The 12,069-nt window shown below is 59.7% G+C and carries 11 protein-coding genes; 3 read left to right on the plus strand and 8 right to left on the minus strand.

What is annotated here, in order from left to right:
* The first annotated feature begins 31 nt into the window (after window positions 1–31).
* Both CLM72_RS10090 and CLM72_RS10095 read left to right on the plus strand, forming a co-directional pair.
* A complete protein-coding gene (locus CLM72_RS10090) occupies window positions 32–370 on the plus strand; it encodes a helix-turn-helix transcriptional regulator (protein ID WP_105226332.1) in 339 nt (112 codons plus the stop codon).
* Complete coding sequence (locus tag CLM72_RS10095) at window positions 367–738, plus strand: hypothetical protein (protein WP_005786715.1); 372 nt, start codon at window positions 367–369, stop codon at window positions 736–738. Before CLM72_RS10090 ends, CLM72_RS10095 begins: the two co-directional genes overlap by 4 nt.
* Here CLM72_RS10095 and CLM72_RS10100 read toward each other — a convergent pair.
* From CLM72_RS10100 to CLM72_RS10140, 8 genes are all read right to left on the minus strand, one after another.
* The gene (locus tag CLM72_RS10100; protein ID WP_105229109.1) at window positions 735–2,504 is read right to left on the minus strand and encodes a bifunctional diguanylate cyclase/phosphodiesterase; all 1,770 of its coding nucleotides are present in this window, start codon (window positions 2,502–2,504) and stop codon (window positions 735–737) included. The genes CLM72_RS10095 and CLM72_RS10100 overlap by 4 nt on opposite strands.
* 117 nt (window positions 2,505–2,621) lie before the next feature.
* Window positions 2,622–4,703, minus strand: coding sequence for a carboxy terminal-processing peptidase (locus CLM72_RS10105; protein ID WP_223816873.1), 2,082 nt, complete (start codon window positions 4,701–4,703; stop codon window positions 2,622–2,624).
* 876 nt (window positions 4,704–5,579) lie between these two features.
* Complete coding sequence (locus CLM72_RS10115) at window positions 5,580–6,233, minus strand: HAD family phosphatase (RefSeq protein ID WP_034127241.1); 654 nt, start codon at window positions 6,231–6,233, stop codon at window positions 5,580–5,582.
* Between the two features lie 33 nt (window positions 6,234–6,266).
* A complete protein-coding gene (locus CLM72_RS10120; RefSeq protein WP_034127242.1) occupies window positions 6,267–7,256 on the minus strand; it encodes an ABC transporter ATP-binding protein in 990 nt (329 codons plus the stop codon).
* Complete coding sequence (locus tag CLM72_RS10125) at window positions 7,253–8,053, minus strand: ABC transporter permease (RefSeq protein ID WP_032892564.1); 801 nt, start codon at window positions 8,051–8,053, stop codon at window positions 7,253–7,255. The genes CLM72_RS10120 and CLM72_RS10125 overlap by 4 nt, the downstream gene beginning before the upstream one ends.
* Window positions 8,040–8,885 (minus strand): ABC transporter permease subunit, encoded by an 846-nt coding sequence (locus CLM72_RS10130; protein WP_003190145.1) that lies wholly within the window; start codon window positions 8,883–8,885, stop codon window positions 8,040–8,042. Before CLM72_RS10130 ends, CLM72_RS10125 begins: the two co-directional genes overlap by 14 nt.
* Entirely contained in the window at window positions 8,882–9,688 is an 807-nt protein-coding gene (locus CLM72_RS10135) for an alkaline phosphatase family protein (protein WP_105226334.1), read from the minus strand. Before CLM72_RS10135 ends, CLM72_RS10130 begins: the two co-directional genes overlap by 4 nt.
* Window positions 9,689–9,904: 216 nt before the next feature.
* Window positions 9,905–10,981, minus strand: coding sequence for an ABC transporter substrate-binding protein (locus CLM72_RS10140; protein WP_003190150.1), 1,077 nt, complete (start codon window positions 10,979–10,981; stop codon window positions 9,905–9,907).
* Between the two features lie 351 nt (window positions 10,982–11,332).
* Between CLM72_RS10140 and CLM72_RS10145 the strand changes: the two genes are divergently transcribed.
* The gene (locus CLM72_RS10145) at window positions 11,333–12,046 is read left to right on the plus strand and encodes a UTRA domain-containing protein (protein WP_003190151.1); all 714 of its coding nucleotides are present in this window, start codon (window positions 11,333–11,335) and stop codon (window positions 12,044–12,046) included.
* The last annotated feature ends 23 nt before the right edge of the window (window positions 12,047–12,069 follow it).

Raw genomic sequence — 12,069 nt, forward strand, 5'->3', positions numbered from 1 at the left:
TTAGTAAGTGTTTTTATCCTACGGGGCAGTCATGGATATTCAGATCATTTCACGCGATGGCGCACCCGAATACGCGGTGTTGCCATGGGACCAGTACCAGGCGCTGCTAAAAGCTGCCGGTCAGCAGCAACCTACATCCGCTTCTTCCCCTGCCGCCTCTACCGCCATTGATCAGGACCTGCGCCCGCTCGCAGCCCTGCGCGGCCTGCGTGAAGCCAAGGGGCTGGCTATCGAGACCCTGGCACGCACAGTGGGGATCAGCCCCTCATACCTTGGATTGATTGAAAGTGGTGAACGCCAGCCGGATGCCGCCATTCGCCGCAGCCTGGCTTGGGAATTGGGCGTAGCAGGTTGGAGGGATGAGTCTTGAGCCTACGTATTAGCCGTCAACACTGGGATGGGTTGCTCAACGAACTGGATCAGGCGCGGCGCCAGCGCCATTTGCTCACGTACCGTGCGCTGCTTGAGCGCCTGCAATTCCCCACGCCGGCCATGCAGACCCTGGCGGCGGCCCTGGAGCACCTGGCGGCGCTGGATGCCAAGGCCGAGCAGCCGCTGCGCAGTTCCCTGGTGATCAGCCAGGGCGCCAGCCGCCTGCCGCGCACCGGTTTTTTCGAATGTGTGGAGCGCCTGGGGCGGTTCAGCGGGCCTTCTGATGGCGTGGCCGCCGCGTCCTGGCATGCTTCCGAAGTGGTGCGGGTGTTCGAGTACGAGTATCCGGAGTCCGCCGAGGCCTAAAGCGCCTGGGAGCAGGTGTCCATGCTGTCGATCACGTGGATGCTGTAGCCTGCAACATCCTTGGCATGGTGCTTGGCTTGTGACGCCAGCTCTGCCAACTGGCTGGCATCGAGTTGTGCACAGGCCTGTGGATACAAATGCACCACGCCGATGGACAGCGACAGCAACGCATACTCCTGACGCACGCCCTGGCGATTAAGGGCCACGAAGCACCCAGACTCCAGGTGTTCAGCGCGGTAGAAGCGTCGGCATTGGGTATGGAAGTCATCCAGCAACTGGTTGAGCCGCTTGCGCCAATCCTGCGGGCCCAGCACCAGCAAAAAATCATCCCCACCAATATGCCCGACAAAGTCGCGGCTGGGGTCTACCCGGTCGTTGAGGCACTGCGCCAGGCACAGCAGCACTTCATCCCCGCGCCCGTAGCCGTAGATGTCGTTGAACGGTTTGAAACTGTCGATATCCACATAGCAGATCACCGACTCGCGCTGTTGCTGCAGTAGCCGGGTGAGGCACTGCTGGATCGGCACATTGCCAGGCAACAAGGTCAACGGGTTGGCGTAGCGGGCCTGCTGGATTTTCAGCTCCGTGATCAACTTGAGCACGTCGATGACCCTACCCAGCCCCAGGTAATCACCGTTCAGGGTAATGATGAAATCCTCTTCGATGCGTTGTCGTGCGCGGCTGGTGAGTAAACGGCTGACCTGTTGCAAGGACTGGCTCAGCTCCACCGCCAAAAAATCATCGCTCATCAAGCGGCTGATGGGTTTGCGCGCAAACAAATCGGTCGCGAATGGCTTGAGCAACGCGTCCGACAACGAGTGCCGGTGCACAATGCCGACCGGGCAACGACGGCCGTCCAACACCGCCAGCGAGTTGAGGTTGGCCTGGCGGCGGAATGATTCCAGCACTTGGGCGGTGGCGGTGTCTTGATCCACGGCGGGCTGCTCATTGAGCAGGGCGCTCAGGTCACTGCCTTCGTCATTGAGGGCCAGCGTGGCGTTATCCGGCTTGGGCAACATCAGGCGCGCTTCCTGCGGTGGCTTTTCTTGAGGGCGGCAGAGTAGGTAGCCCTGGACCAGGTCGACGCCCATCTCCGTCAACACTGCCAGTTCTTCCGGCAGCTCGATGCCCTCGGCAATCACTTGGGCGCGGGACGCCCTGGCGATCTGTAGGATCGAGCCGACAAACTCACGCTTGAGGGCGTCCTGGTGAATGCCGTCGATAAAGTGCCGGTCGATCTTCACGTAGTCCGGGCGCAGTTCGGACCACAAACGCAAGCTGGAATAACCGGCGCCCAAGTCATCCAGTGCGATGGCAAAACCCATGTCGCGGTAGTGGTGCAAGGCAGTTTGCAACAGCGCGAAATCGTCGGTGGGTGCCTGCTCGGTTAGCTCGATCACCACCTGGCTGGGAGAAATGCCGAAGTCGCGCAACAGTTGCAGCGTGCGCCCTGGCTGATGTGCGTGCTCCATCAAGGATCCCGGCGAGATATTGAGGAACAGCTTGCCGGGCAGTTTCTGCTCGCTGAAGCGCCGGCATGCACTCTCTCGACACGCCATGTCCAATTCGCTCAGGCGCCCGGCGTGGCTGGCCACCGAGAACAGTGCGACGGGGGAGTGCAGCGGGCTGTTGGACGGGCCACGACTGAGGGCTTCATAACCGAGGATACGCCGCTCCGACAGGCAGATGATCGGTTGGAACAGGCTGTGCAAACTGCCTTGAGCCAGGATTGAGCCCAATGCATCCAGCTGTTCGGTCATGGTCATGGCGGTCTCGATCAAAAAAAAGGACCGCAGGCGTAAACCTGCGGTCCTTTTATTTCACGACAGAATGATGTCTATATGATGACACTCCGAGGAGCGATCACATTAAATCGCCATCATTTACTGCTTGGCCACCTGCTTGGTGATTTTCAGATAATCCAGCAGGATCCGGCCAGTCTCGGCCAAGTAAGCGTCGTCTTCCGGCTTGGTTTTATCCGCCTCGGTCGGCAGCGCGTCTTCATCTTCTTTCTTCAGCTCTTTGAGCGGGTCTTCACCCTTGGCCTTGCGGCGGGTGTTTTCCAGCACCAGTTGCTGATTCTCGATGCTGGAGTGCTGTGCACGGCGATCCGCTTCGTTGAGGCTGACGGTCTTCTCTTCCATCAGCTTCTTGGCCAGGGCCAGCTTGTCGCGAATAAACACGAACTCGGCGTCCTTGGCAGAGCGGGTGTCATGGTCAGCCTTCAACTGAGCCAGGAAGGGCTTGAACGGATCCGACGCCGGCTTGATCGCAGGGCGGATGGTGTCCCACGGCATGGCTTCAGGCAGGGCACTTTCGCCGATTTCCTTGGTGTCGATGATCGACGGGAAATCGATATCCGGCAGTACGCCCTGATGCTGGGTGCTCTGCCCGGATACCCGGTAGAACTTGGCCAGTGTCAGCTTAAGCTCGCCATGGTTCAGCGGTTGGATGGTCTGCACGGTGCCTTTGCCGAAGGTCTGGCCGCCGATGATCAATGCACGGTGGTAGTCCTGCATGGCACCGGCGAAAATCTCCGAGGCCGAGGCCGAGAGGCGGTTGACCAGCAGCGCCATCGGCCCTTTGTAGAAGGCCCCCGGGTTCTCGTCTTCGAGCACGTCGACACGGCCGTCAGCGTTGCGTACCAACACGGTCGGGCCCTTGTCGATAAACAGGCTGGTCAGCTCGGTAGCTTCCTGCAGGGAGCCGCCGCCGTTGTTGCGCAGGTCGATGACCACACCGTCGACTTTCTCTTTCTGCAGTTCTGTCAGGATTTTCTTCACGTCGCGGGTGGTGGACTTGTAGTCCGGATCACCGGCGCGGAACGCCTTGAAGTCCAGGTAGAAGGCCGGGATTTCAATCACGCCCAGCTTGTAGTCCTTGCCATCCTGCTTGAGGTTGAGGACTTTCTTCTGCACGGCCTGGTCTTCGAGCTTCACCGCTTCACGGGTGATGGACACGATCTTGCTGGTCTGGTCGTTCGGTGCATTGGTGTGCGGAATCACTTCCAGGCGCACCACGCTGCCTTTAGGCCCACGGATCAGCTTGACCACTTCGTCCAGGCGCCAGCCAACCACATCGACCATCTCTTTGTCGGCCTGGGCCACGCCGATGATCTTGTCGGCCGGTGCCACTTGCTTGGTTTTGTCAGCAGGGCCTGCTGGCACCAAACGCACGATCTTCACCTGGTCATTGTCGCTTTGCAGGACGGCACCGATGCCTTCCAGGGACAGACTCATATTGATATCGAAATTTTCCGCGTTATCTGGCGACAGATAATTGGTGTGCGGGTCGTAGGACATCGCAAAGGTGTTGATGTAGGCCTGGAAGATATCCTCGGCACGGGTCTGGTCCAGGCGCGCCAGCTGGTTTTTGTAGCGCTTGGTCAGCAGTTCTTGAATGGCCTTGGGCTCTTTGCCGGCGATCTTCAAGCGCAGCACTTCGTCCTTGACGCGTTTGCGCCACAGGTCGTCCAGGGCTGCGGTGCTGGTCAGCCAAGGGGCGTCCTTGCGGTCTACCAGAAGGGTTTCTTTCTGGGTGAAATCGAGCTTGTCGACGCCCTTGTTCAGCTCACCCAACGCGAAGTCCAGACGCGCTTTGACGCGGTCCAGGTAACGCTTGTAGATGGTGAAGCCGGGTTGCAGGTCGCCGCTCTTGAGGAAGTCGTCGAATTGGGTCTTCCACTTGTCGAACTCAGCGATATCGCTGGCCAGGAAGTAGCTGCGCGAGGGGTCCAGCAGCTTGAGGTAGCTGTCGTAGATGATCACCGAGCGAGCGTCGTCCAGCGGCGGCTTGCTGTAGTGATGGCGCTTGAGCAACTCGACGACGTTAAGGCTGGCAATCACCTCATCGCGATCAGGCTGAAGGTTGTCCCAGCTATTGGCTGCGAACGTATTGGTCGACATCGACGCGAAGCCGAGACCAATGAAAAAAGCGAGGGCGGTGCTGGGGAACAGATGCTTCATGCTGATTCGACGCGGGGGCAATTGATAACGCATATTAGGCCGTCTTTGAGGGAGCCGGTTCCATATGGTCCGGTCGCATAATGCAAAAAGCCCGGCGCTACAGCACCGGGCTCAGTCCAGACTCACTATGGAGGCACTGTGAAAGCATTGCAAGGCGTTGACGGTGATGTGGGGGGCTAGAACAACCTCGTCCTACGTCCGGTGTAGTCCATATTGCCAATAGCCTGACCGAATCCTAGATTGAAATGCAGTCAGTGTGAGAGCTGGCTTGCCGGCGATAGCGGTGCAACAGTGAAGAATTCTTCATCTGTTGCACCGCTATCGCAGCATAGGTATCTACACAACTTCGGCACGACGCTAAATCTGTGGCGAGGGAGCTTGCTCCCGTGACGGCCTGGCAGCCGACACAGATATAACTGATGCCCCGCGATCCAATGTGGGAGCTGGCTTGCCTGCGAAGACGGCCTGACAGTCAACACAGTTGGACCGTGTACATATCCATTCCTGCGGTAACGGCCACTTAGGGTTCCGCCCTGACGGCGGCTCACTTTGCAAAAGCGGCAAAGTAAGCAAAACGCTCTTGCCCCACCACTCGGCACCTCGCTTAGGCTCGGTGTGCCCGTAATCCGCCAGTGATTTGGGGGGCCGCCGCCACGCGCCATCCATGGCGCGGGGCGGCTAAACCGGCATCCCTGCCGGTTTACCCCCCAAGTCCCTGTCGAATTCCGGCCAGCGTGGTTTAACGGGGCGCCTAAGATCAAAAGCAGATCAAGAGCGGCTCGCTTCGCATCGTGGTTACCGTTGAGCTAACAGAGTTATGTAGATACCTATGGCTATCGCCGGCAAGCCAGCTCCCACAGGTTGATGTCTATTGATTCAGGTCCAGTGGTGGATCGGCCAGCCGGCCTGTTCGGCATGGGCGCGCAACACCGGGTCCGGGTTCACCACCTGCGGGTGATCCACCTTGAGCAGCAGCGGTAAATCATTGCGCGAGTCCGAATAGAAATAGGCACCTTCAAGGGTTTCGCCTTCCTGCTCCAGCCATTCCAGCAACCGCGTGATCTTGCCTTCACGGTAAGTCAGTACACCCTCTGTCTTGCCGTCGTATACCCCATGGCTGACGCTCAGGTTAATCCCCAGCACTTCCTCGATACCGATACGCGCAGCAATCGGCGTGACCAGGTGAGTGCCCGAAGCGGAAATCACCAGGATCCGGTCACCGTTCGCGCGGTGGCGGGCGATGGTCTTGGTGGCGTCGCTGTAGATCAGCGGCTCGATCACGTCCTCGACCCACGGCTCCACCAGGTGCTCGATTTCTTCCGGGGTTCGGCCGATCATCGGCTCCAGGCTGAAATCCATGAAATCTTCCATCAACAGCTTGCCCTGGCTGTAGGCATCCATCAGCTCGTTGTTCCTGCGCATGAATGACTCAGGGTCTACCCAGCCGAGGCGGCCCATCTGTTCGCTCCACAGCGTGGCGCAGTCGCCGTGGATCAAGGTGTCGTCCAGATCAAAAATTACCAATGCCATCGGTGATGCTCTCTCTCAATAGGTCGCTGCCTGTCAGGCTACTTCACACAGTGCGCTGGGGTCGATGGAAAGTGCCAGGCGTTGGCCGTCCGGATGCAGGTCGTCGGCCGAACGATTGAGCACGTCCACCACCAGCTCGACACCACGGGCTTCGATGCGGTAGCGAATCACGTTACCCAGCAGGCTGTGGCTACGCACCAACGCATCGAGCTCGCCGCTGCGGCTCAACTCGATGGCCTCGGGGCGAATCGCGATGCGCCCGCTGATCGGTCGCTGCAGCAGCTGGCTGGCCTTGTCGGCATCGAGCAGGTTGTAGTTGCCGATAAACCCAGCAGCGAACACATCCACCGGCGCGGTATAGAGGGTTTCGGCATCGCCGCTCTGCACGATCTTGCCCTGGTTCATCAAAAAGATGCGGTCGGACATGGTCAGCGCTTCTTCCTGGTCATGTGTCACAAAGATCGTGGTCAGCCCCAGCTCACGCTGGATCTGGCGGATCTGCTCGCGCAAGTGCTTGCGAATACGTGCATCCAATGCCGACAGCGGTTCATCCAGCAACAGCAGGCGCGGGCGGGTCACCAAGGAGCGGGCGAGGGCGACGCGCTGGCACTGGCCACCGGACATCTGGTGCGGATAGCGGCCGGCCAGGTCCTTGAGTTCCACCAGTTGCAGCACTTCTTGCACGCGCTTGTGACTGTCGTCGGCGTTGACCTTTTGCATGCGCAGGCCGAAGGCAACGTTCTGTTCCACAGTCATGTTGGGGAACAGCGCGTAGCTCTGGAACACCATGCCGATCTGGCGCTTCTGTGGGCTCAGGGGCACGATGTCCTGGCCATCCAGGAGGATTTGGCCACTGTCCACCGGCGTAAGCCCGGCGATGCAGCGCAGCAGGGTGGATTTGCCGCAACCGGACGGGCCGAGCAGGGTGACGAACTCGCCTTTGGCGACCTCGCAATTGATATCGCTGAACACCGGGGTGCCGGCGTAGCCTTTTTGCAGGTGTTGGACGCTGACGAAGCTCATTGGCTTTTGTCCTTGTTCAAGAGAGTGGCGGCCCAGGTCAGTACCAGCACGAAGAAGAAATAGGAGATCACCACGGCACTGGTGAAATGGCCACTGCTGTTGCGCATGTTGTTGAGGTACACCTGCAGGGTTTCGTAGCGGGTGCCGACGAGGATGTTGGCGAACACGAACTCGCCAAACAGGAACGAGAACGACAACAGCAGCGCCACCATCAGGCCCTTGCGCAGGTTGGGCAGCACCACCAGGATCGCGGCCTGCCAGGTGCTGGCGCCGAGCAGTTGCGAAGCGTCCATCAGGTCGCGCAGGTTGATGGCTTGCAGGTTGTTGGTGATCGCGCGGTACATGAACGGCAGCGCGACGGTGAAGTAGCAGCCGATCAAAATCCACGGCGTGCCCACCATCGCCAGCGGCCCGGAACCGTACAGTTGCAGCAAGCCTACCGAGGACACCACCGGCGGCACCGCAAAGGGCAGCAGGATCAGGATGTTCATCAGCGCGTCGAGCTTGGGAAAGTGGTAATGCACCACGAACAGCAGCGGCAAGATCAACACCACCGAGAGGATAAGTGCGCCCACGCAGACCAGCAACGATTGCCCGAAGGCCATCAGAAAGCGCGGGTCGCTCCACAGCTGTACATACCATTTCACGCTGAAGCCGGCGGGCAGGATGGTTGCCGACCAACTGCTGGAAATCGAGTAGACAAAAGTGCCCACCAGCGGCAGCACCAGGATCAGGAACAACAGGTACACCACCACCCGATGGTAGAGGGAGGCCGTACCGGCTTCAGCGCGAGACATGGTAGCTCCTCTTGAGCAGCAGTTGATGCACCACCGTGACCACGGTCATCAGCGCCACCAGCACCACGGCCAGGGCGCTGGCCATGTTCGGGTCCAGCGACACATCGCCGGAGACCAGGCCGGCAATGCGAATCGGCAGCACGTTGAAGTTGCCGGTAGTAAGCGCATAGACCGTGGCGTAGGCGCCGAGAGCATTGGCCAGCAGGATCACAAAGGTTCCGAGCAGGGCCGGGGTGAGCACCGGCAGGCCGATATGTCGCCAGAACTGCCAGCCATTCGCACCGAGCAGGGCGGCCGATTCACGCCAGTCTTCGCGCAATGCGTCAAAGGCCGGGTAGAGCAGCAGTACGCCGAGGGGAATCTGGAAGTAGGTATAGAGGATGATCAAGCCGGTTTTCGAGTACAGGTTGAAGTCCTCGATGATCCCGGCCTGCTTGAGCATGAGGGTGATGCTGCCGTTGAACCCCAGCAGGATGATGAACGCGAAGGCCAGCGGGACTCCGGCGAAGTTGCTGGTCATGTTGGCGAACGCGGTGACGAAGTTGCGCAACGGCGAATCCACCCGGCGCAGTGAGTAGCTGCCCAGGGTGGCGATGATGATGCCGAAGATGCTGGAGTAGAAACTGATCTCCAGGCTGAACTGGATGGCCTGCCGGTAGAACTTCGAGGTGAAGATGCGGGTGAAGTTTTCCAGGCTCCAGCCGGCCTCTTCGGTTTGCAGGCTGCTGATCAGCACCCACACCAGCGGTGCGATCTCGAACACGATAAAGAACAGTGCGAAGGGCAGCAGGCATAACAGGGCCAGCCATTTGCCGCGGGTCAGTGCATTCACTTGAGCAGCTCCCGGCACACAGGTTTGTCGTGGGGCACGCCGAGCAGTTCGCAGACGGTGCCGCACAGGTCGGTCTGTTTAGGCACGGCGTCGGTGTCCAGGCTGAAGGCGTCACCGATGACAAACAGTGGCACTTCCCGTTCTTCGCGCAACAGGCCGTTGTGGGAGCGGTCGTTGTTCATGCCATGGTCGGCGGTGACCAGTATCTGGTAACCGGCATCGAGCCAGCCTTGCAGGTAGTCGGCCAGGATAATGTCAGCCGAACGCGCGCTGTTGCGGTATTGCGCAGTGTCGAGGCCATGCTTGTGGCCGGCGTCGTCGATGTTCATCGGGTGCACCAGCAAAAAGTTTGGCGCGTGCTTGAGCCGCAGGCTTTCGGCGTCGGCGAACAGGTGGGAATCGGGGTAGTGGTCATTCCAGTAGAAATGCCCGTGCTGGATCGCCAGGGCCTTGTCGTCGGTATGACGATCGCGGGCGGCGAGAAAGGGCGTGCGGTTATACAACTCGCTGACCCAATGGTAAGCCGCCGCAGCGGTGCTCAAGCCGGCGTCGGTGGCGTAATGGAAAATGCTGCGCTGGGTGGACAGGCGCGAGACGTTGTTGTGCACGATACCGCTTTGGATCGGCGGCACGCCGGTTAGGATGCATTCATACAACGGGCGGGACAGGGCAGGCAGTTCACATTCCAGTGTGTAGAGGGCTGCGCGTCCTGCGCCGACGTAGGCCTGCAAGTGCCCCATGGCGTGCCGCGCAACCTCGAAGTTGAGGCCGTCGAGCACCACAAGGATGACATTGTGCTTCATGGGGGCTGGGGCTCCGCAACAGAGGGTATGGCTCAGTATCAACTTGGAATGGGATCAAATGTGGGAGCTGGCTTGTTGTGGCGAGCAAGCTTGCTTGCGCTGGGGTGCGGACCACCCCCAAAAAGCCGGCTCCAGCTACGCTGTCGAGCGGGAGCAAGCTCCCTCGCCACAGCAAGCCAGCTCCCACACTGACCGCCTTTGGATCAGAGAGACCGATTACTTCATTTCTACGATGACCTGCTCGTTCCACATCTGTGGCAGCTTCTTGGACGTCGCTTCCCAGGCATCGGCATCCTTGATCGGCTGCGGGTTGGCCTTGGTGTACTGCTCGCCAGGAATCAGGTTTTTGGCAACGTCTGCCGGCAGTTTCAAGTCGGTTTCAGCCCGGATCGGACGCGCATTGCCGCGTGCCAGGTTGAGCTGGCCGGCATCGCTGAAGATATATTCGCGGGTGAGCTTGGCGGCGTTCGGGTGCTTGGCGTATTTGTTGATGATGGTGGTGTAGCCGGATTTCACCGAGCCATCCGAGGGGATCAGCACCACGTAGTCATCGGGGTTGGCCATCTTGGCCTTGTAGCTCAGGCCGTTGAAGTCCCAGACGAGACCCACTTCGACTTCGCCTTTTTCCATGGTGGCGATGGTCGGATTGGACAGCGAGAGGCGACCTTGCTGGGCGATCTTGGTGAAGAATTGCAGGCCCGGCGCGATGTTTTTCTCGTCGCCTTTGTTGGCGATGGCTGCGGCGAGTACTGCGTTCGAAGCCTGGGCGGCGGTGCTCACGTCACCCACCGAGACCTTGTATTTACCGGTTTGCAGGTCAGCCCAGGTGGTGGGCACTTCGGAGCCGTGCAGCAGCTTCTTGTTGACGATAAAGGCGATGGTGCCGGTGTAGGCCAGGGCCCAGTGACCGTCCTTGTCTTTCGCCCAATCCGGCACCTGCGCCCAGGTGGACGGTTTGTACGGCTGGGTGACTTCCTGTTTCACCGCGATCGGGCCGAAGGCTGCGCCCACGTCACCGATGTCGGCGCTGGCGTTATCTTTTTCGGCTTTGAACTTGGCGATTTCCTGGGCCGAGCTCATGTCGGTGTCGATGTGCTTGAGGCCGTAGGTCTTGGCCAGGTCTTCCCAGGTGCCTTTCCAGTTGGCCCAGTCATCGGGCATGCCGACGCTGTTGACGGCGCCTTCCGCTTTGGCGGCGGCTTCCAAGGTTTTTAGATCGGTATCAGCAGCCATGGCGGCGGTGCACATGGCAATGGTCGAGCCTAACAGTGATGCCAGGAAAAGCTGTTTCATCCGAAGCTCCTTTGGGCGTTTTCAACGCGGCGTTTTATCTGAACGTTAGCGGTGGTTTGGTCTAGGTCAGCAATACCTGAGCCAATCTAGGCCCCCTGGATGACAGTTTCATGTCGGTGTCGTTTTTGAAACGCTGATGTCGCTCAGCTCCGACTTAGCGTAGACCATGCCCAAGTGCCCGCAGGCCCTGGACTTGGCCGATGTATTGCAGGGGGTGGTAGAGGCAGTCGACAGCCTTTGTCATCTGTCGGTCATGTGGAGTGCCTAGGCTGGCACACAGCAGCAAAAGCCCAGATAGAGCGCGTTTTGTGCACCTGAACGGTGCTGGTCTAGTCCAGATAGGTAACGTTGATGCGTGATGAGGCAATCAAGGCGGTAACTTCCATCGGCCTGGCGCTGCAGGAGCAGATCGACCATGGCCTGTTGCCGCCTGCCAGCAAACTGCCCGCCGAACGCAAGCTCAGCGAGTTGTTTGGTACCACTCGGATTACCGTGCGGGAAGCCTTGTTACAGCTCGAGGCCCAAGGGCAGATCTACCGCGAAGAGCGTCGGGGTTGGTTCGTCTCACCGCCACGGCTGGCTTATAACCTGATGCAGCGCAGCCATTTTCACGCGATGGTCAGCGACCAGGGGCGTGAGGCTTCCACGCAGGTCATTTCCGCACGCTTGCAACCGGCGTCGGCGGCGGTGTGCGCGTGGTTGCAGTTGCCGGCGTTGTCGAGCGTGATCCAGATTTGCCGGGGGCGCAGGATTGACGGGCGCCTGGTGTTGTATGTCGAGCACTATCTGAACCCGCAGTATTTTCCGGGGATCCTGGCGTGTGATTTGAATCAGTCGATGACTGAGCTGTATGCCAGCAAATATGACTTGCACTACGGGCGGGTGCGTTTCGAGATTGTGCCGACCTCACTGCCGGTGGAAGCGGCCGCTGCGCTGCGCGTCTCGGTAGGCAGCCCGGGCTTGCGCATCGCCCGGGTCAATTACGACCAGCATCAACGCCTGATCGACTGCGACCTGGAGTTCTGGCGGCATGATGCGATTCATGTGGGTGTGGATGTGGTGTAGCGGCTGGTGCACCGCGAACCCAT

The sequence above is a fragment of the Pseudomonas sp. MYb193 genome (genome assembly GCF_002966775.1).
Taxonomy (GTDB): domain Bacteria; phylum Pseudomonadota; class Gammaproteobacteria; order Pseudomonadales; family Pseudomonadaceae; genus Aquipseudomonas; species Aquipseudomonas paracarnis.

Bases quoted from the DNA above. Each gene is read 5' to 3' on its own strand.
- CLM72_RS10100 (WP_105229109.1), bottom strand. From the start codon at position 2,504: ATGACCATGACCGAACAGCTGGATGCATTGGGCTCAATCCTGGCTCAA.
- CLM72_RS10135 (WP_105226334.1), bottom strand. From the start codon at position 9,688: ATGAAGCACAATGTCATCCTTGTGGTGCTCGACGGCCTCAACTTCGAG.
- CLM72_RS10145 (WP_003190151.1), top strand. From the start codon at position 11,333: ATGCGTGATGAGGCAATCAAGGCGGTAACTTCCATCGGCCTGGCGCTG.
- CLM72_RS10140 (WP_003190150.1), bottom strand. From the start codon at position 10,981: ATGAAACAGCTTTTCCTGGCATCACTGTTAGGCTCGACCATTGCCATG.
- CLM72_RS10105 (WP_223816873.1), bottom strand. From the start codon at position 4,703: ATGAAGCATCTGTTCCCCAGCACCGCCCTCGCTTTTTTCATTGGTCTC.
- CLM72_RS10120 (WP_034127242.1), bottom strand. From the start codon at position 7,256: ATGAGCTTCGTCAGCGTCCAACACCTGCAAAAAGGCTACGCCGGCACC.
- CLM72_RS10090 (WP_105226332.1), top strand. From the start codon at position 32: ATGGATATTCAGATCATTTCACGCGATGGCGCACCCGAATACGCGGTG.
- CLM72_RS10125 (WP_032892564.1), bottom strand. From the start codon at position 8,053: ATGTCTCGCGCTGAAGCCGGTACGGCCTCCCTCTACCATCGGGTGGTG.
- CLM72_RS10115 (WP_034127241.1), bottom strand. From the start codon at position 6,233: ATGGCATTGGTAATTTTTGATCTGGACGACACCTTGATCCACGGCGAC.